The 20,172-nt window shown below is 64.2% G+C and carries 16 protein-coding genes, 1 tRNA gene and 1 pseudogene; all 18 read right to left on the bottom strand.

Annotated features, from left to right (window positions below):
• Positions 1 to 104: 104 nt before the first annotated feature.
• The gene (fusA, locus tag IP69_RS16930; protein WP_054144019.1) at positions 105 to 2,180 is read right to left on the bottom strand and encodes an elongation factor G; all 2,076 of its coding nucleotides are present in this window, start codon (positions 2,178 to 2,180) and stop codon (positions 105 to 107) included.
• A 36-nt stretch (positions 2,181 to 2,216) separates the two neighbouring features.
• The gene (gene rpsG, locus IP69_RS16935; RefSeq protein WP_054144020.1) at positions 2,217 to 2,687 is read right to left on the bottom strand and encodes a 30S ribosomal protein S7; all 471 of its coding nucleotides are present in this window, start codon (positions 2,685 to 2,687) and stop codon (positions 2,217 to 2,219) included.
• 74 nt (positions 2,688 to 2,761) lie between these two features.
• A complete protein-coding gene (rpsL, locus tag IP69_RS16940) occupies positions 2,762 to 3,133 on the bottom strand; it encodes a 30S ribosomal protein S12 (protein ID WP_038358286.1) in 372 nt (123 codons plus the stop codon).
• 431 nt (positions 3,134 to 3,564) lie between these two features.
• Entirely contained in the window at positions 3,565 to 7,770 is a 4,206-nt protein-coding gene (gene rpoC / locus IP69_RS16945; protein ID WP_054144021.1) for a DNA-directed RNA polymerase subunit beta', read from the bottom strand.
• 122 nt (positions 7,771 to 7,892) lie between these two features.
• Positions 7,893 to 12,044: a DNA-directed RNA polymerase subunit beta gene (gene rpoB / locus IP69_RS16950; RefSeq protein WP_054144022.1), complete on the bottom strand. Its 4,152-nt coding sequence runs from the start codon at positions 12,042 to 12,044 to the stop codon at positions 7,893 to 7,895.
• Positions 12,045 to 12,293: 249 nt separating this feature from the next.
• Entirely contained in the window at positions 12,294 to 12,668 is a 375-nt protein-coding gene (gene rplL, locus IP69_RS16955) for a 50S ribosomal protein L7/L12 (RefSeq protein ID WP_054144023.1), read from the bottom strand.
• Positions 12,669 to 12,726: 58 nt separating this feature from the next.
• Positions 12,727 to 13,242 carry a 50S ribosomal protein L10 gene (gene rplJ, locus IP69_RS16960; protein ID WP_054144024.1) on the bottom strand — a complete coding sequence of 172 codons (516 nt, stop codon included), beginning with the start codon at positions 13,240 to 13,242 and terminating at the stop codon, positions 12,727 to 12,729.
• A gap of 528 nt (positions 13,243 to 13,770) precedes the next feature.
• A complete protein-coding gene (gene rplA, locus IP69_RS16965; RefSeq protein WP_054144025.1) occupies positions 13,771 to 14,469 on the bottom strand; it encodes a 50S ribosomal protein L1 in 699 nt (232 codons plus the stop codon).
• Between the two features lie 10 nt (positions 14,470 to 14,479).
• On the bottom strand, positions 14,480 to 14,911 hold the full coding sequence (rplK, locus tag IP69_RS16970) for a 50S ribosomal protein L11 (RefSeq protein ID WP_054144026.1): 432 nt from the start codon (positions 14,909 to 14,911) through the stop codon (positions 14,480 to 14,482).
• Positions 14,912 to 15,066: 155 nt separating this feature from the next.
• Complete coding sequence (locus IP69_RS16975; protein ID WP_082359414.1) at positions 15,067 to 15,684, bottom strand: cytochrome b/b6 domain-containing protein; 618 nt, start codon at positions 15,682 to 15,684, stop codon at positions 15,067 to 15,069.
• On the bottom strand, positions 15,681 to 17,282 hold the full coding sequence (locus tag IP69_RS16980; protein ID WP_054144028.1) for a methyl-accepting chemotaxis protein: 1,602 nt from the start codon (positions 17,280 to 17,282) through the stop codon (positions 15,681 to 15,683). The genes IP69_RS16975 and IP69_RS16980 overlap by 4 nt, the downstream gene beginning before the upstream one ends.
• A gap of 119 nt (positions 17,283 to 17,401) precedes the next feature.
• Complete coding sequence (gene nusG, locus IP69_RS16985) at positions 17,402 to 17,935, bottom strand: transcription termination/antitermination protein NusG (protein ID WP_054144033.1); 534 nt, start codon at positions 17,933 to 17,935, stop codon at positions 17,402 to 17,404.
• Between the two features lie 14 nt (positions 17,936 to 17,949).
• The gene (gene secE / locus IP69_RS16990) at positions 17,950 to 18,144 is read right to left on the bottom strand and encodes a preprotein translocase subunit SecE (protein ID WP_054144029.1); all 195 of its coding nucleotides are present in this window, start codon (positions 18,142 to 18,144) and stop codon (positions 17,950 to 17,952) included.
• A 192-nt stretch (positions 18,145 to 18,336) separates the two neighbouring features.
• On the bottom strand, positions 18,337 to 19,101 hold the full coding sequence (locus IP69_RS16995; RefSeq protein ID WP_054144030.1) for a substrate-binding domain-containing protein: 765 nt from the start codon (positions 19,099 to 19,101) through the stop codon (positions 18,337 to 18,339).
• A gap of 145 nt (positions 19,102 to 19,246) precedes the next feature.
• Positions 19,247 to 19,322: transfer RNA gene (locus tag IP69_RS17000), tRNA-Trp, on the bottom strand.
• A 62-nt stretch (positions 19,323 to 19,384) separates the two neighbouring features.
• Positions 19,385 to 19,618 (bottom strand): hypothetical protein, encoded by a 234-nt coding sequence (locus IP69_RS17005; protein WP_054144031.1) that lies wholly within the window; start codon positions 19,616 to 19,618, stop codon positions 19,385 to 19,387.
• A 1-nt stretch (position 19,619) separates the two neighbouring features.
• Positions 19,620 to 19,907, bottom strand: a complete 288-nt coding sequence (locus IP69_RS17010) for a type II toxin-antitoxin system RelE/ParE family toxin (protein WP_054144032.1) — start codon at positions 19,905 to 19,907, stop codon at positions 19,620 to 19,622.
• A gap of 178 nt (positions 19,908 to 20,085) precedes the next feature.
• A pseudogene (locus tag IP69_RS21540) lies at positions 20,086 to 20,172 on the bottom strand (elongation factor Tu); the annotation flags it as partial.

Genomic DNA, 20,172 nt, shown 5'->3' on the forward strand with positions numbered 1-20,172 from the left:
GTACCAATGTTGCAATGCGGCTTCGTGCGAGCGAATTTCTCTTTGGCCATCGTAGCCTCCGTCAGTCAAATCGTTGTTGCGTTTAAAGCAGGTCGGGCTGGTGATCAGGCGTATTTGGCCTGGACCTCGGCGGCCACCGCCGACGGAACCTGCTCATAGTGATCGAATTGCATGGTGTAGTTCGCGCGGCCCTGGCTGAAGGACCGAAGCTGGTTGACGTAGCCGAACATGTTGGCGAGCGGGACCATCGCATTCACGACGACCGCGTTGCCGCGCATGTCCTGGCCCTGGATCTGGCCGCGACGCGAGTTCAGATCGCCGATGACCGAACCGGTATAGTCCTCCGGGGTCACGACCTCGACCTTCATGATCGGCTCGAGCAGCACGGAGCCGCCCTTCTGCAGACCTTCACGCAGCGCGGCACGCGACGCGATTTCGAAGGCGAGAGCCGACGAGTCGACCTCGTGGAAGGCGCCGTCGATCAGCGTCACCTTCACGTCGACCACCGGGAAGCCGGCGATGACGCCCGAACCGATGACCGAGTTGAGGCCCTTCTCGACGCCCGGGATGTATTCCTTCGGAACCGTACCGCCGACGACCTTCGACTCGAACTCGAAGCCCTTGCCCGTCTCGTTGGGCTCGACCACCAGCTTGACGCGGGCGAACTGGCCCGTACCGCCGGTCTGCTTCTTGTGGGTGTAGTCGATCTCGACCTTCTTGGTCAGCGTCTCGCGATAGGCCACCTGGGGAGCGCCGATATTGGCGTCCACCTTGTAGGTCCGGCGCAGGATGTCGACCTTGATGTCGAGATGCAGCTCGCCCATGCCCTTGAGAATGGTCTGGCCACTCTCCTGGTCGGTCGATACGCGGAAGGACGGATCCTCGTTGGCGAGCTTCGCCAGAGCGAGGCCGAGCTTCTCCTGGTCGGCCTTGGACTTCGGCTCGATCGCGATCGTGATGACCGGCTCGGGGAATTCCATGCGCTCCAGGATGACGGCCTTCAGCGGATCGCACAGCGTGTCGCCGGTGCGGACATCCTTGAGACCGGCCAGGGCGACGATGTCGCCGGCGAAAGCCTCCTTGATGTCTTCCCGGTTGTTCGCGTGCATCAGCAGCATGCGGCCGACGCGCTCTTTCTTGTCACGGGTCGAGTTGATCACTCCCTGGCCGGTCTCGACCTTGCCGGAATAGACGCGGCAGAAGGTGATCGTGCCGACGAAGGGATCGTCCATGATCTTGAAGGCGAGCATGGAGAAGGGATCCTCATCCGTCGGATGACGAACGGTCTCTTCCTCGGTCTTGAAGTCGATGCCCTTGATCTCGCCGCGATCCACCGGGGACGGCAGGAAATCAACGACGGCGTCAAGAAGCGGCTGCACGCCCTTGTTCTTGAAGGCCGAACCGCAAAGCACAGGATGGAAGGCGCGACGCTGCACGGCCGTGCGGACGAGACGACGCAGCGTCTCGGCATCAGGCTCGACGCCGTCGAGATAGGCTTCCATCGCTGCATCGTCCATGTCGACGGCGGCTTCGATCAGCTTGCCACGATATTCAGTGGCCTTGTCGAGCAGATCAGCGGGGATTTCCTTCTCTTCGAAGGAAGCGCCCAGCGCCTCGCCGTTCCAGACGATCGCCTTCATCTTGATCAGGTCGATCACGCCGGCGAAGTCCGACTCCGAACCGATCGGAATCTGCAGGCAGACCGGCTTGCCGGCGACGCGGTCGATGATGTCCTGGACGCAGCGATAGAAATCAGCGCCGGTCTTGTCCATCTTGTTGACGAACACGACGCGCGGCACGTCATACTTGTCGGCCTGGCGCCAGACGGTCTCGGTCTGGGGCTCGACGCCCTGGTTGCCGTCGAGCACGCAGACGGCACCGTCGAGCACGCGCAGCGAACGCTCGACTTCGATGGTGAAGTCGACGTGGCCAGGGGTGTCGATGATGTTCAGACGATGCTCGCGCCACAGGCAGGTCGTCGCGGCAGACGTGATCGTGATGCCACGCTCCTGCTCCTGCGTCATCCAGTCCATGGTGGCGGCGCCATCATGGACTTCGCCGATCTTGTGCGACTTGCCCGTGTAGAACAGGATGCGCTCGGTCGTCGTCGTCTTCCCGGCATCAATGTGAGCCATGATGCCGAAGTTGCGATAACGGTCGATGGGATGGGAACGAGCCATGAGAATGCTTTCGTCTTTCCGGAAGGTCGCGGACGATTACCAGCGGTAGTGCGAGAAGGCGCGGTTGGCTTCCGCCATCCGGTGCGTGTCTTCACGCTTTTTGACAGCGTTGCCACGGTTGCTGGCCGCATCCATCAGCTCCGAAGAGAGACGCTCGACCATCGTCTTGTCGTTGCGGCCGCGAGCGGCCGTGATCAGCCAGCGGATCGCCAGCGCCTGACGGCGCTCGGTGCGAACCTCGACCGGAACCTGATAGGTGGCGCCGCCGACGCGACGCGAACGCACCTCGATCGCCGGAGCGACGTTTTCCAACGCGCTCTTGAAGACGGCGAGCGGATCGCTCTTCATCTTGCTCTCGATGATGTCGAAGGCACCGTAGACGATCCGCTCGGCGGTCGACTTCTTGCCTTCGTACATCACCGAATTCATGAACTTCGTCACGATGATATCGTGAAACTTCGGATCGGGAATGATCTCGCGCTTTTCGGCGCTATGGCGGCGGGACATCGTCTAGTCTCCGGTCAAATCTTCAACGCTGCGAACCGGCCTGGGCCTCGATGCCCCTGCCGGTCAGGCAGAAATTACTTCGGACGCTTGGCGCCGTACTTCGAGCGGCGCTGCTTGCGGTTCTTGACGCCCTGGGTGTCGAGCACGCCGCGCAGGATGTGGTAGCGCACGCCGGGAAGATCCTTGACGCGGCCGCCGCGGATCATGACCACGGAGTGTTCCTGGAGGTTGTGCCCCTCACCCGGAATGTAGCCGATCACCTCGAAGCCGTTCGTGAGGCGCACCTTGGCGACCTTACGCAGCGCCGAGTTCGGCTTCTTCGGCGTCGTCGTGTAGACGCGCGTGCAGACGCCGCGCTTCTGCGGGCAGGACTCGAGCGCCGGAGCGGTGTTGCGCGCCTTGACGGGCGAACGCGGCTTGCGAATGAGCTGGCTGATTGTCGGCATTCTGGCCTCTCGCTCCCACTGAGCGTTTGGAAATCGCTAAAATCTCGGCCCAGGCCGGTCGTTGCCATGACACAAACGAAGCCGCGCCATCGGCTCCCCGCAGGGTGCCTCAGGCGCGTTCGCTAGCAGAGGAACACGGATTGCTCCGCGTTCATGCATCTTGCCATGTCGTCGATCGACGCTGGAATTCCGGTGGAGTTTCGGCCGCGAAATTCGCCAGCAACAAAGGCTAAGGCGACATACGTGTCCGACAACCACCGATAGTGGCGCGCTTATGACTCGGGGATAGATTCGCGTCAACCCCCATTCTCGGGATTGGCCGGCGAAACGCCCTACCCCACAGGTTTCGCGCCCGAAAAGAGACATGGCCGCCCCCTCGCGGGAGCGGCCATGTCTCGTGATGTCGTCGCTCGGGCCCGCAGGCCCGGAGCTTATTCGGCGGCGGGCAGCGCTGCTTCGACGGCCTTGGCCGCCTTGGCCGCAGCGGCCGCGGCCTTCGCCGCCGCATCCGCCTTCTGGCCGACGATGAGATCGTCGCGACGGGTTGCCACCTGCTTGATGCGGGCGACCTGCGCGCCGGTGCCGGCCGGGATCAGCGAACCGACGATGACGTTCTCCTTGAGGCCTTCCAGCGTGTCGTACTTGCCGTTGACCGCCGCTTCCGTGAGGACGCGGGTGGTCTCCTGGAACGACGCCGCCGAGATGAAGGAGCGGGTCTGCAAGCTCGCCTTGGTGATGCCGAGCAACACGGGGACGCCGGAGGCGGGCTTCTTGCCCTCTTCCTTCATCTTCGCGTTGATCTCCTGCAGCTCGATGCGATCGACCTGGTCACCGGTCAGGATGTCGGTGTCGCCCGACTCCGTGATCTCGACCTTCTGCAGCATCTGCCGGACGATCACCTCGATGTGCTTGTCGTTGATGCCCACGCCCTGGAGGCGATAGACCTCCTGGATCTCGTTCACCAGATAAGCCGCCAGCTCCTCGACGCCCTTGATCGCCAGGATGTCGTGCGGGGCCGGGTTGCCGTCGAGGATGTAGTCGCCCATCTCGACGACGTCGCCGTCCTGGAGATGGATGTGCTTGCCCTTGGGGATCAGGTATTCGAGCCCCTCGGAACCGTCATGCGGCGTCAGCGTGACGCGACGCTTGTTCTTGTAGTCCTTGCCGAAGCCGATCACGCCGGCCTTCTCGGCGATGATCGCGGCGTCCTTCGGACGACGGGCCTCGAAGAGCTCGGCCACACGCGGCAGACCGCCGGTGATGTCGCGGGTCTTGGCCGAGTCGGTCGAGACACGCGCCAGCACGTCGCCGGCCTTGATCGAGGCGCCGGGCTCCATCGAGATGATGCCCTCCACCGGCAGGATGTAGCGGGCTTCGCCGCCACGGGCGAGCTTCGCGATCTTGCCGTCGGGGCCATGGACCGTCAGCGCCGGACGCAGATCCGACGTACGGGCCGAGCCGCGCCAGTCAATGACGACGCGCTTGGAGATGCCGGTCGCCTCGTCGGTCGTCTCGGTGATCGACATGCCGTCGACCAAGTCCTCGTAACCGACGGTGCCATCGACTTCCGCCAGGATCGGGCGGGAATAGGGATCCCACTCGATCAGACGCTGGCCGCGCTTGACCTTGTCGCCCTCGTCGACCCGCAGCTTCGAGCCGAACTGGACGCGGTGAACCGCGCGCTCTGCTCCGTCAGGCCCGACGATCACGATGGCGATGTTGCGCGCCATGGCGATCAGATCCCCGTCCGAATTGCGGGCGAGGTTGCTGTTGCGGATCTTCACCGTGCCTTCGAAATTCGACTCGGTGAAGGACTGGTCGGCAATCGTCGCCGCGCCGCCGATATGGAAGGTGCGCATGGTGAGCTGCGTACCCGGCTCGCCGATCGACTGCGCCGCGATGACGCCGACGGCCTCGCCCATGTTGACAGGCGTGCCACGGGCCAGATCGCGGCCGTAGCAGGTCGCGCAGACGCCGTTCTTGGTGGCGCAGGTCAAGACCGAACGGATCTTCACCTCCTGCACGCCGGCAGCGTTGATCGCCTCGATATGGCTCTCCTCGATCATCGTGCCCTTCGGCACCAGGACCTTGCCGTCGATGTCGACGACATCCTCAGCTGCGGAACGGCCCAGGATACGGATGCCGAGCGAAGCGACGACCTGACCGGCATCGATGATGGCGCGCATCTTGATGCCGCTCTCCGAACCGCAATCGGTCTCGGAGATAATGGCATCCTGCGCCACGTCGACGAGACGGCGGGTCAGATAGCCGGAGTTGGCCGTCTTCAGCGCCGTATCAGCCAGACCCTTGCGGGCGCCGTGGGTTGAGTTGAAGTACTCGAGAACGTCGAGGCCTTCCTTGAAGTTCGAGATGATCGGCGACTCGATGATCTCGCCCGAGGGCTTGGCCATCAGGCCGCGCATCGCCGCGAGCTGCTTCATCTGCGCCGGCGAACCGCGCGCACCCGAATGGCTCATCATGTAGATCGAGTTGATCGGCAGATCGCGACCGTCCTTGTCCTTCTTCACGGTCGAGATGCGCAGCATCATCTCCTGCGCGAGCTTGTCGGAGCACTTCGCCCAAGCGTCGACGACCTTGTTGTACTTCTCACCCTGGGTAATCAGGCCGTCCTGATACTGCTGCTCGTAATCCTTGGCGAGCGCGCGCGTGGTGTCGACGATCTCCCACTTGTTCTCCGGCACGACCATGTCGTCCTTGCCGAAGGAGATGCCGGCCTTGAAGGCGTGGGTGAAGCCCAGCGACATGATCCGGTCGCAGAAGATCACCGATTCCTTCTGACCGCAGCCGCGATAGACGGCGTCGATCATCCCCGAGATTTCCTTCTTGGTCATCAGGCGGTTGCTGACGTCGAAGGTCATGTTCGCGTGCTTGGGCAGCGCGGTCGAGAGAATCACGCGGCCAGGCGTGGTGTCGTAGATCTTGGTGTATTCCTTGCCGTCGGCGCCCAGGCCGGTCCAGCGATATTTGATCTTCGAATGCAGCGTCACGACCTTCTCGTGCAGCGCATATTCGAGCTCGCCGAAATCACCGAAGATCTTGCCCTGGCCCGGCTCGCCGTCCGAGACGATCGAGAGGTAGTACAGACCCAGCACGATGTCCTGCGACGGCACGATGATCGGCAGGCCGTTCGCCGGGTGCAGGATGTTGTTGGTCGACATCATCAGGACGCGCGCTTCGAGCTGCGCTTCCAGCGACAGCGGAACGTGAACGGCCATCTGGTCGCCGTCGAAGTCGGCGTTGAAGGCGGCGCAGACCAGCGGGTGCAGCTGGATCGCCTTGCCTTCGATCAGCGTCGGCTCGAAGGCCTGGATGCCCAGGCGGTGCAGCGTCGGCGCGCGGTTCAGCATCACCGGATGCTCGCGGATGACCTCGTCCAGGATATCCCAAACCTCGGGCTTCTCCTTCTCGACGAGCTTCTTGGCCTGCTTGACCGTGGTCGAGTAGCCCTTGGCGTCGAGGCGCGCATAAATGAACGGCTTGAACAGCTCGAGCGCCATCTTCTTGGGCAGGCCGCACTGGTGCAGCTTCAGCTCCGGACCGACAACGATGACCGAACGGCCGGAATAGTCGACGCGCTTGCCGAGCAGGTTCTGGCGGAAGCGGCCCTGCTTGCCCTTCAGCATGTCGGCGAGCGACTTCAGCGGGCGCTTGTTGGCACCCGTGATGACGCGGCCGCGACGGCCGTTGTCGAACAGCGCATCGACCGATTCCTGCAGCATCCGCTTCTCGTTGCGGATGATGATGTCGGGCGCGCGAAGCTCAATCAGCCGCTTCAGACGGTTGTTGCGGTTGATGACGCGGCGATACAGATCGTTCAGATCCGACGTGGCGAAGCGGCCGCCATCGAGCGGAACGAGCGGACGCAGATCGGGCGGGATCACCGGGATGATGGTCATGACCATCCATTCCGGCTTGTTGCCCGAGAGCTGGAACGCCTCGATGATCTTGAGGCGCTTCATCAGCTTCTTGGGCTTCAGCTCCGACGTCGTCGTCGCGATCTCATGCTTGAGATCGGCGTTGATCTGGTCGAGGTCGAGCGCGCGCAGCATCTCGCGGATCGCTTCCGCGCCGATCATGGCGGTGAAGGTGTCGGCGCCATACTCTTCCTGGCAGCGGACATACTCTTCTTCAGACAGCAGCTGACGGTCCTTGAGCGGGGTCAGACCCGGCTCGATGACGACATACGACTCGAAATAGAGAATCCGCTCGAGGTCCTTGAGCGGCATGTCCATCAACAGGCCGATGCGCGAGGGCAGCGACTTCAGGAACCAGATATGCGCAACCGGGGCGGCGAGCTCGATATGGCCCATGCGCTCGCGCCGAACGCGCGCGAGCGTCACTTCCACGCCGCACTTCTCGCAGATGACGCCCTTGAACTTCATGCGCTTGTACTTGCCGCACAGGCACTCGTAGTCCTTGATCGGCCCGAAGATGCGGGCGCAGAACAGGCCGTCGCGCTCGGGCTTGAAGGTCCGGTAGTTGATGGTCTCCGGCTTTTTGATCTCGCCATAGGACCAGGACAGGATCTTCTCCGGGCTCGCGATCGAGATCTTGATCGCGTCGAAGGCCTGCTGGACCGGCTGCTGGCCGAAAAGGTTCATGACCTCTTGCTTCATCGCCTGTCTCCTCTGGCCGGTGGGGACAAGGCCCCGTCCCGGCGAAAAATCTTCAAATGGCAGTCGGGAGGGGGCCGCCGGCGCTCGTCATCGCGAGCACCGGCGGCCGATCGCCGATCGCCTTATTCAGCGGCCTCGGCCGGGGGCAATTCGCCCGGCTTCACCTTATTGCTGATCAGCTCGACATTGAGGCCCAGCGAACGCATTTCCTTGACGAGAACGTTGAAGCTCTCGGGGATGCCCGCCTCGAAGTTGTCCTCGCCGCGCACGATCGACTCGTAGACCTTGGTGCGGCCGGCGACGTCATCCGACTTCACGGTCAGCATCTCCTGCAGCGTGTAGGCGGCGCCATAGGCTTCGAGCGCCCACACCTCCATCTCGCCGAAGCGCTGTCCGCCGAACTGCGCCTTGCCGCCCAGCGGCTGCTGGGTGACGAGCGAGTACGGGCCAATCGAACGCGCATGGATCTTGTCGTCGACCAGATGGTGCAGCTTGAGCATGTAGATGTAGCCCATCGTCACCTTGCGGTCGAAAGGCTCGCCGGTGCGCCCGTCATAGAGCGTCGACTGACCTGACGAGTGCAGGCCCGCCTGCTCCAGCAGCCGCTCGATGTCGGCTTCCTTGGCGCCGTTGAACACCGGCGTCGCCATCGGCACGCCGCGGCGCAGGTTCTGGCCCATCTCCACGAGCTCGGCCTCGTCCATCGAGGCGATGATCTCGTTGTCGTCATAGACGGCCTCAAAAGAGGCCCGCAGCGCCTTGTAGTCGTTCGACTTCTTGTAGGCGTCGAGCGCCGCGCCGATCTGCTTGCCGAGGCCAGCAGCGGCCCAGCCCAGATGGGTCTCCAGGATCTGCCCGACATTCATCCGCGAGGGCACGCCCAGCGGGTTGAGCACGATGTCGGCATGGGTGCCGTCCTCGAGGAACGGCATGTCCTCGGCAGCCACGATGCGCGAAACCACGCCCTTGTTGCCGTGACGGCCGGCCATCTTGTCGCCCGGCTGGATCTTGCGCTTCACCGCGACGAAGACCTTGACCATCTTCATCACGCCAGGCGGCAGTTCGTCGCCGCGCTGCAGCTTCTCGACCTTGTCGAGGAATCGCTGCTCGAGGCGCTTCTTCGACTCGTCGTACTGCTTCCGCATCGCTTCGATTTCGGTCATCAGGGCGTCGTCGCCGGTGGCGAACAGCCACCATTGCGAGCGCGGGAACTCGGACATGCCCTCGCGGGTGATGACCGTGTCCTTCTTGAAGCCCTTGGGACCGGCAAGACCGGTCTTGCCGTTCAGGATGTCGCCGAGACGCGCGAAGGTGTTGCGGTCCAAGATCGCCTGCTCGTCGTCGCGGTCCTTGGCGAGACGCTCGATCTCCTCGCGCTCGATCGCCTGGGCGCGCTCGTCCTTGTCGACGCCATGGCGGTTGAACACGCGCACTTCGACGATCGTGCCCTGAACGCCAGGCGGCACGCGCAGCGAGGTGTCGCGAACGTCGGAAGCCTTCTCGCCGAAGATGGCGCGCAGCAGCTTCTCTTCCGGCGTCATCGGGCTTTCGCCCTTGGGCGTGATCTTGCCGACCAGGATATCGCCAGCGGCCACTTCCGCGCCGATATAGACGATGCCGGCTTCGTCGAGATTCTTCAAAGCCTCTTCCGAGACGTTGGGAATGTCGCGCGTGATCTCCTCCGGCCCGAGCTTGGTGTCGCGGGCCATGACCTCGAACTCCTCGATATGGATCGAGGTGAAGATGTCTTCCGAGACGATCTTCTCCGAGAGCAGGATCGAGTCCTCGAAGTTGTAGCCGTTCCACGGCATGAACGCGACGAGCACGTTGCGGCCGAGCGCGAGCTCGCCGAACTCGGTCGACGGGCCGTCGGCGACGATGTCGCCCTTCTTGATCATGTCGCCGACGCGCACCAGCGGACGCTGCGTGATGCAGGTCGACTGGTTGGAGCGCTGGAACTTCTGCAGGCGATAGATGTCGACGCCCGGCTTGGTCGGATCCATCTCGTCCGACGCGCGGATGACGATACGCGTCGCATCGACCTGGTCCACGACGCCGGAGCGGCGGGCCGCGATCGCGGCGCCGGAGTCACGGGCGACGACGGCTTCCATGCCGGTGCCGACGAAGGGCGCGTCGGCGCGAACCAGCGGCACCGCCTGGCGCTGCATGTTCGAGCCCATCAGCGCGCGGTTGGCGTCGTCGTTCTCGAGGAACGGGATCAGCGCCGCGGCAACCGAAACCAGCTGCTTGGGCGAGACGTCCTGGAAATCGACCTTGTCGACCGGCGTGACGATGACCTCGCCGGCGCGGCGGCAGACGATCAGGTCGTCGGTGAGACGGCCTTCCTTGTCGACGGCGGCATTGGCCTGGGCGACGTTGTACTTCGCCTCTTCCATAGCCGAGAGATAGATGATCTCGTCGGTCTGCTTGCCGTCGCGGATGCGGCGATAGGGGCTCTCGATGAAGCCGTACTTGTTCACCCGCGCGAAGGTGGCGAGCGAGTTGATCAGGCCGATATTCGGGCCTTCCGGCGTCTCGATCGGGCAGATGCGGCCGTAATGCGTCGGGTGCACGTCGCGCACCTCGAAGCCGGCGCGCTCGCGGGTCAGACCACCGGGTCCAAGCGCCGAAAGACGACGCTTATGCGTGACTTCCGAGAGCGGATTGGTCTGGTCCATGAACTGCGAGAGCTGCGACGAGCCGAAGAACTCGCGCACGGCGGCGGCCGCCGGCTTGGCGTTGATCAGGTCCTGCGGCATCACCGTGTCGATATCGACCGAGGACATGCGCTCCTTGATGGCGCGCTCCATCCGCAGCAGGCCGAGGCGATACTGGTTCTCCATCAGCTCGCCGACCGAGCGCACGCGGCGGTTGCCGAGATGGTCGATGTCGTCGATCTCGCCCTTGCCGTCGCGCAGGTCGACCAGCGCCTTGACGACCGCGAAGATGTCCTCCTTGCGGAGAATCCGGACGGTGTCCTCGGCGTCGAGGTCGAGACGCATGTTCATCTTGACGCGGCCGACGGCCGACAGGTCGTAGCGCTCCGAGTCGAAGAACAGCGACTGGAACATGTTCTCGGCGGTCTCGAGCGTCGGCGGCTCGCCGGGACGCATGACGCGATAGATGTCGAACAGCGCCTCTTCGCGACGCGAGTTCTTGTCCACGGTGAGCGTGTTGCGGATATAGGGACCGACCGTGATGTGGTCGATGTCGAGCACGGTGAGTTCGTTGTAGCCCTTGGCGATCAGGTCGACGAGGTTGCCCTTCATCTCGCCGGTCTTGGCCTCGGCGGCCATGGTCAGCTCTTCGCCGGCCTCGGCATGGACTTCGCCCGTCTCGGGATCGACGATGTCCTCGGCGATGTACTGACCGACGAGATCCTCGTCGGTCGCGCGCAGGAATCTGAGGCCCTTCTCGGCGAGCTGGCGGGCGGTGCGGGCGACGAGCTTCTTGCCCGCCTCGACCACGACTTCGCCGGTCTCGGCGTCGACCAGATCGACGGTCGCCTTGAAGCCTTTCATCCGCTCGGCGTCGTAGGGAACGCGCCAACCCTTGTCGTCGCGGACATAGGTGATGTGGTTGTAGAAGCGGCTGAGGATCTCCTCGCCATCCATGCCGAGCGCAAACAGCAACGACGTGACGGGGATCTTCCGCTTCCGGTCGATGCGTGCGTAGACGATGTCCTTGGCGTCGAACTCGATGTCGAGCCAGGAGCCGCGATAGGGGATGATGCGGGCAGCAAACAACAGCTTGCCCGACGAATGCGTCTTGCCCTTGTCGTGGTCGAAGAACACGCCCGGCGAACGGTGCATCTGCGAGACGATGACGCGCTCGGTGCCGTTGACGATGAAGGTGCCGTTGTCGGTCATGAGCGGCATGTCGCCCATGTAGACGTCCTGCTCCTTGATGTCCTTGACCGACTTCGCCTGGGTGTCGGGATCGATATCGAACACGATCAGGCGCAGCGTCACCTTGAGCGGCGCGGAGAAGGTCATGCCGCGCTGGCGGCACTCGTCGACGTCGTATTTCGGCGGCTCGAAGGTGTACTTGACGAATTCGAGCAGCGAGGCGCCCGAGAAATCGCCAATCGGGAACACGGACTTGAAGACCGACTGCAGGCCTTCGTCGCCGCGACCGCCCTTGGGCTCTTCAACCATCAGGAACTGGTCGTAGGATGCCTTCTGAACCTCGATGAGGTTCGGCATCTGCGCCACTTCCTTGAGTTTTCCGAAGAACTTGCGGACGCGCCTGCGGCCCTGGAGGGAATCGACCATTGTGTTCCTCGCAATCTCGGACGGCTTACCCGGCGATCCGCCGGGGGCGACAAGGTCGCCGGGTAAGCCGCTCGACGCATCATCGCGCCGACATCATCTAAACGGACCCTGCAACGCACGGATGCATCCAGGGCCTTTGCAACCTTTCCGCACCACCATGCGGAAACGACGCGACAGCCCCGGAGGTGGAAACCACCCCGGGACTGCCAGGTCTTGACTAGGGTCGGACCGGCATCATGCCGGCCCTGCTCACTTGAGCTCGACCTTGGCGCCGACGGCCTCGAGCTGCTTCTTGAGCTTCTCGGCCTCGTCCTTGGTCACGGCTTCCTTGACAGGCTTGGGAGCAGCTTCGACCAGGTCCTTGGCTTCCTTGAGGCCCAGGCCGGTGATGGCGCGGACTTCCTTGATGACCTCGATCTTCTTGTCGCCGATGGCGGCAAGAATGACGTTGAACTCGGTCTGCTCTTCGACGGCAGCAGCGGCGGGGCCGGCAGCCGGGCCGGCAACCGCGACGGCGGCAGCGGCGGAAACGCCCCACTTCTCTTCGAGAAGCTTGGCGAGGTCGGCGGCCTCAAGGACCGTGAGGGACGACAGCTCGTCGACGAGCTTGGCAAGATCAGCCATGATAGGCTCCTATTAGGTTTAAGAGGTTCGAACGGTTTGCAGGGGTAACTGGCCTGGATCAGGCCGCATCCTTGTCGGCATATGCCTGGAACACACGCGCCAGCTTGGCAGCCGGTGCGGTCGAGAGCTGGGCGATCTTCGTTGCCGGGGCCTGCAGGAGGCCGAGCAGCTTGGCGCGCAGTTCATCGAGCGAGGGCATCGTGGCCAAGGCCTTGACACCATCGGGGTTCAGGGCGGTCTTACCCATCGCCCCGCCGAGGATCACGAGCTTGTCGTTCTCCTTGGCAAAAGCGGTGGCGACCTTCGGCGCCGCGACCGGATCGTTGGAATAAGCGATCAGGGTGGGACCCGTCAGCAGGTTGCTGATGGACGCGACGTCGGTGCCTTCAAGAGCGATCTTGGCCAGCCGGTTCTTTGCGACCTTCACGGTGGCGCCATTGGCTTTCATCTCGCGACGAAGCTTCTGGAACTGTGCCACCGTCAAACCCGCATAGTGGGCCACGACGACGACCGAGGTGTTTGCAAACACCCCGTTCAGCGTCGCGACGGCATCTGTTTTTGCCGCTTTATCCACTGGGCTCTCTCCGGTAGGCGGCAAGCCTGTTGAGGGCGCGCCGCCGGTTGCACGTGTCGCCCCTTCAAAGGCGCCGGTTTGACACCGGCACTTTGTCGGAAGCGACGCTCAGTGCCCTGTCCCCTCACCGACTCCGAAAAGCCGCGATCGGGCGAGATGGTTCGAACCGTCTTCGGGATCTTGCGATCCCGCTTGAGCTCTTGCACCGTCTATGCAGGCCTCTTGGCGAAATTATGCCCTCGGGCGAACCCTCGGAGCACCTGCAGTCTCAGACAGGACTGGATGATTCGGACCTCCGGATCGCTCCGGCCGCCCCAAACACCCATCTTTCAGCGGTAAACCGCCAAAAAACGCGAAACGGACCCCCTCGTGCCAAGCACGCTGGAGCCCACATCACTTAGGGAAACTGACTGGCATATAGCGCCTTAGCCGGTCTCTGCCAAGTGGAGTCTGTACGCCTGGCGTCGCGCATGGAAGCGCGGCGCCCACTTCGGCCGGCTTGCCGGCCGAAGCACGCCTGTCGGGCGATCAGCCGCCGAGGACGGTGTTCGGCTCGATCTTGACGCCCGGACCCATCGTCGAGGAGATCGCGACGCGCTGGATATAGGTGCCCTTGGCGCCGGCCGGCTTCGCCTTGGCGACGGAGTCGGCGAAGGCCTTGATGTTCTCGGCCAGCTTCTCGGCCGTGAACGAGACCTTGCCAACCGCGGCATGCACGATGCCGGCCTTCTCGACGCGGAACTCGACCGAACCGCCCTTGGAGGCGGCGACCGCCGTGGTCAGGTCCATGGTCACCGTGCCGACCTTCGGGTTCGGCATCAGGCCGCGCGGGCCGAGCACCTTACCGAGACGACCGACCAGCGGCATCATGTCGGGGGTCGCGATGCAGCGATCGAAATCGATCGTGCCCTTCTGGACGATCTCGACGAGATCCTCCGCGCCGACGATGTCGGCGCCGGCCTTCTTGGCCTCTTCGGCCTTGGCCCCGCGTGCGAACACGGCGACGCGCAGAATGCGGCCCGAACCGTTGGGCAGGTTGCAGACGCCACGAACCATCTGGTCGGCATGGCGCGGATCGACACCCAGATTCATCGAGACCTCGACGGTCTCGTCGAACTTGGCGGTCGCCCGCTCCTTCACCAGGCCGACAGCCTCGGTCAGCGGGTAGAGCTTGGTGCGGTCAATGCCTTCACGGCCCTTGACGACGCGCTTTGCGGTATGTGCCATTTTCGCCCCCTCAGCCCACGACTTCCAGGCCCATCGACCGGGCGGAGCCCTTGATCATGGACGAGGCGGATTCGACCGAATCGCAGTTGAGATCGGCCATCTTCTTTTCGGCGATCTCGGTGATCTGGGCGATGGTGACCTTGCCGACATTGCCGCCGCGACCGGGGGTCTTGGAACCCGCGGTCAGGCCGGCGGCCTTCTTCAGCCAGTAGGACACCGGCGGCTGCTTCATCTCGAAGGTGAAGGAGCGGTCCTGATACGCGGTGATGATCACCGGGATCGGCATGCCCTTTTCCATCTGCGCGGTCTTCGCGTTGAAGGCCTTGCAGAATTCCATGATGTTGAGGCCGCGCTGACCCAGCGCCGGACCGATCGGCGGCGACGGATTGGCCGCGCCCGCCGGAACCTGAAGCTTCACGTAACCCGTGATCTTCTTTGCCATGATGGCTGCTCCTGCCGTCCGCCCCGATGCCTATCGGAACGACGACGACCCTCCCCTGAACCGCTTTCGGTCCGGGTCGGGGTGGTTGCAGAGCGTGGTGCGGCAGGGAATTCCGGTTGGCGACCGGCCGGCCTCCCACGCATGTGAGGTCGGGGCTATGGCATATCCCGGGCAGCAGGGGAAGCACTTTTCGCCGGCTCGCGCGGCTCGACGGGGAAACTCGCCCGGTTGCCGCCGCGCTCGATATAGTCGCCCAGCGCCACGCCGATATGGATCGCGACGCAGGCGACGAGCAGGAAGGCCAGCAGGGCGTGGCTCTTGAACAGCCACCAGTCATAGCCCGCCCCTTCCGGCCAGATTGCAGGCAGCGACAGCCCGAAATAGACGGCCCTCGCGCCATAGTCCGAAATGCCGGCCCAACCCAGCAGCGGCACCAGAATCAGCCCGACATACAAAACCATATGGACCCCATGGCTGCCCGCGCCGGGCTTCCAGCGACCGGTCAGATGCGCTGCGGCGCGATAGATCAGCCGGACGATCACCAGGCCGAGGATGCTCGCCCCGCAGGTCTTGTGGAAGGTATAGAGTTGGTCGGCGACCGTCCCCTCCCCGATCTGCTTCATCAGGACGCCGCTGACGAACATCGCCAGGACCAAAGCGGCGACCAGCCAGTGCAGCGCCACCGAGAGTCGTGGAAAGTTGCGCGTCGCGGGCGGGCCGCCCGCCGCACCCGTTATGACCGGAGCCTGGAGATCAACCGTCGTCATCGTCATGAGACCGCCTGCTGGGTATGGGCCAGATAGCCGCCGACCGCTTCCCGCAGTTCGATGGCCTGCCTGTCGAGATCCGCCGAGGCGAGCGTCACCACCTCGCCGGTGCGCCGCCAGTTTTCGACCATGCCGGCAAGCTGGCGAACCTGATCGGCGGCGAAGCGCACGTCTTCGGCGGTTTTTTCCGTGCTGAGGCTGATATCCTGCGAACTCGCATCCTGGCGCCGTGCAAGGCTGGCGATGGCGGCCGCCGCGCGATCGACCTCGGCCACGGACTCGACCAGCGCGCCGACCCGCGCCGACATGCCGCCGGCGGCGGATCGCACGGCGGCGAGCCCGCGCCGGACTTCGTCTGTGGCGCTGGCGGTGCGGCTGGCCAGTTGCTTGACCTCGCCTGCCACCACGCCAAATCCGCGTCCCGCCTCCCCCGCATGGGCGGCCTCGATGGCGGCATTGAGCGCCAGAAGATTGGTCTGCCCGGCGACGAGTGCGATGATGTCCATCACCTGGTCGATGCCGAGCACGGCTTCCGCCAGGGCGGCACTGTCGTCCGACGCGGCCGCGACCAGCGCTTTCGCCGCTTCGGCCACGCGCGAGGTCGTCTGCGCTTCGCCGGCGGTGTTGGCCAGCAGCGCCGAGACCTCCGCGACCGAGCGGGCGACGACATCGACATGTGAGGAGGCACGCCCCGTCGAGTGCGCGGCCGCGCTGGCATGCTCGTCCACGAACCGCGACAGGCCGGCGAGTTCGCCCGACGCGCTCGACATCCGCGCGGCATGCCCCTCGAGCGCCGACGCGATGGCTGCGATTCGCGTTTGGAACACCGCGCCTTGCGCCTGCAGTCGCTCCTGCTGCGCGATCTGTCCCGACAGCGTCGAGAGCCGCGTCGCGGCTTCCTCCTGCTGCATCCGCTGCTGGCGCAGATGCGCCAGAAGGGCCCGGCCCAGCGTGCCGATCTCGTCGCGGCGCAGGGCCGTCCGGTCGAGCCAGTCTCGCCGCTCCTCCCCCTGCCCCAGGACGCGCGCCATGCCGATGATGGGCCGCACCAGCCAGCGATACTCGAAGCCGACGATCAAAACGACGACGAACAGGCCCAGCGCCGACAGCAGCACGGCGTTCTGACGCGCATTGGCGAGGTGATAGGCCAGACGACCGCTGACGCCTGTGAGATCGGCGGCCAGCGCCTGATGCAGGGCCTCATGCGCGGTCGCGACTTTCGCCAGCGCGGCGGCGGCAGACGCATCCCCAGCCGCCGGAACACCTGGCGATGCCCGCAGCGCGGCGGCGGCCTCCAGCGCCTTGTGCCGCGCCTCGCCTGTCAGAGAACCCGCCAGCCGGTCCGTCACCGCAAGCAGGTCACGCAGATCGTCTTGGCGGTTGCCCGCCGCGGCGGGCCCCGCCAGCAAGCGGCGATAGGCGCCCTCGGCCTGCGCGATCTGGCTCGACACCTCGGCCTGTCGCGCGACCTCGCGCGCAAACCCGTCGAGCCGGACCGCGCCGACGATCTCCGAGACGCAGATCAGAGCCGCGATCAGCCCGAGCAGAAGACCCCACAACACGAGGCGTTGATCGGCGGTTGCCTTGAAGCTTTTGGGAAACATGCGTTCACGCCAGATGACAGGCCTGAACGCTGCGTCATCACGCTTACGGGATGGTTAACATCCGATGAGCTTACGCAGATGTGAACAGCCCCGCGACAGCGCGGGGCTCCCGGTTTTGCTCAGAGCTTCTCGACCTGGCTGTATTCCAGCTCGACCGGCGTGGCGCGGCCGAAAATCGAGACGGCGACCTTGAGTCGGGCGCGGCCATGATCGACATCCTCGACGACGCCGTTGAACGAAGCAAAGGGGCCGTCGGCGACCTTCACCTGCTCGCCGATCTCGAAGACGATCGTCGGCTTGGGACGCTCGACGCCCTCGGCGACCTGCCCCTTGATCCGCATCGCCTCGCTTTCGGGGATCGGCATGGGCTTGGCCTTGTCGGCGCCCAAAAAGCCGGTGACCTTCGGCGTGTTCTTGATCAGGTGATAGACCTCGTCGGTCATCTCGCATTTCACCAGCACATAGCCGGGGAAAAATTTGCGCTCGGCCTCGACCTTGCGGCCGCGACGAACCTCGACGACCTTCTCGGTCGGAACCAGGACTTCGTCGAACTTCTCGGCCAGATTGCGCTGCGCCGCCTGATCGCGGATCGACTGCGCGACCTTGTTTTCAAAATTCGAATAGGCGTGGACGATGTACCAGCGGGTGCTCACGTTCATGATTCCGTTCAACGGGCGCCGAGGATCAGGCCGAGCGACCAGCGGATGATCGTGTCGGTGAAGAGGAAGAACAGGCTGGACACGACGACCATGACGAGCACCAGGCCCGTCGTGATCAGCGTCTCGCGCCGCGACGGCCACGTCACCTTGGACGCTTCGTTGCGCACGTCCTGCAGGAAGCTGAAGGGGCTGCTCTTGGCCATGGATCACCTTGGGTTCCGAACCGGACCGCGGGCACGCGCCCGGCGCCGAATCGACCGTCCTGAAACATTCGCGGCGCGGGGCTCAGGGAGCCGCGCGCCGTCGTGCTGAGCGTCATACATCCCCGCGACTGCTTAGCCAAGCCTCTTTTGCAAGGACCGGATCGGGCGCAAGGCTGATCGCCATGTCGCCGGTCAGTCGGCGGCGCTCTCCATGCCCTTCTCGGCAAGGATGCGACGGGCCGCGTCGCCACGCAGGAAGGCCAGGAAATCGCCCGCGGGCGCAGTCTGAGCGGTGGCGACGGCAAGCCCGCCGGTATAGGTCGTATAGCTCTGGATGTCGGCGGGCAGCGGCCCCACCAGCGTCGCCCCCTTCACCGCCAGAATTTCACTGATCTGATGGACCGCGAGATCGGCTTCACCAGTCACGAGACGCTGCGCCACCAGCCCGCCGGGCACGAGAACGGCCTTGGCCCTGACCGCCTCGGCGATGCCCATCGTTTCGAGCAGCTTGGAGAAGTAGATGCCGCTGGAGCCGCCTGCGGCCGGATCGATATAGGCCACCTTGCGCGCCGCCAGCAGCGCCGCCTTGAACGCCGCCACCGTGGCGATATCGGGACGCTGCGCCCCCTCCTTGACGGCGACGCCAACCGACGTCCGAGCCAGATTGGCCATCGTCGCGCCGGCGATCTTGCCCTGCGCGACGAGTTGCTTCACGGCGGCCGGGGTGAGGATCGCGACGTCGAAAGCCTCGCCCTGCCCGATCCGGCGCAGCAGCGCCCCGGCCGTGTCGTTGTCGACAACGAGCTTGTGGCCGCTCTGCTTCTCGAATTCGGCGGCGGTCGCCAGGATGATTGGCTTGAAAGCACCAGCCGTCAGCACCCTGATCTCGGCCGACTGGGCGCCGGACAACGACCACAGGCAAGCAACGACGGCAATGGCAGCGGGTATGGGTTGCATCAGGGCTCTCCGGCTCGATCCGCACCGAGCGGACCTTTCGCAAACAGAGATTAAAGCAGGCCTGCGACAATCGGATATCGAGATACCGCAGATCACGCCGCTGTGACCGGCTTGTCACGCCCTTGAATGCGTAACCGAGAAGGACTGGCAGGGGCGGTAGGGCTCGAACCTACGACAACCGGTTTTGGAGACCGGTACTCTACCAACTGAGCTACACCCCTGTAGTCGGCGGTGGTTTGCCTCAACCGCGCGGGCTTTTCAAGTCGAAATTGAAAACCGGTCCTCAGGCGGCAACGGCGAGCTTGACACCGAGAGACTTTGCGACCGCAAGCAGCGCCGGCAGGCTCCGCTCTTCATTATCCAGCGGGAGTTCAACCCCTCTGGCGCGCGCAACGATGCCGATTGCGTCTGCAAGATAAGCCGCGTCGCCACTTTCGAAAGCATCAATCAGAAGGTCGGCCTGGCTCGCCGGCGTCGTGAAATGCCTTTCCGGCTCGAAGGGTAGGAGTTCGATCATTTCAGACCTCCCGTGCCATGATCTGGGCCCGCTCGATATCGCGCGTCTGGCTTTGCTTGTCGCCACCGCATAACAGAACCACAATCTCGTTGCCTCTGCGCACGAAGTAGAGCCGATAGCCGGGCCCGTAATCAATTCTCAATTCGCCAATTCCATCAAAGAATTTGGCGTCTCCGAAATGGCCGGTCCGCAAACGCACCATACGCTTGAGGATGCGATAAGACGCCCGGGCATCACGCAACCCCTCCAACCAGGCGGTAAATGCTGGCGTTTGCAGGACCGTGAACATGACAACGAGCTTAGCGCCTGTCTTGATCGAGGTCGATCATATGTCGACATGAAAAAGGGCGGCGTTTCCGCCGCCCCTTCAAAGCTTTGCAGCCGTCGCTTCGTTCAAGCGATGATGCTGGCGACGACGCCGGCACCGCAGACGTCTGCGGTGTCCGCTGACGTCGTCATTGCTTCGATCACGCTATGATCGAAGCAACGACACCTGCTCCAACCGTGCGGCCGCCTTCGCGGATGGCGAAGCGCAGCTTCTCTTCCATCGCGAT

The organism is Allobosea sp. AAP35, from assembly GCF_001295925.1.
Classification (GTDB): domain Bacteria; phylum Pseudomonadota; class Alphaproteobacteria; order Rhizobiales; family Beijerinckiaceae; genus Allobosea.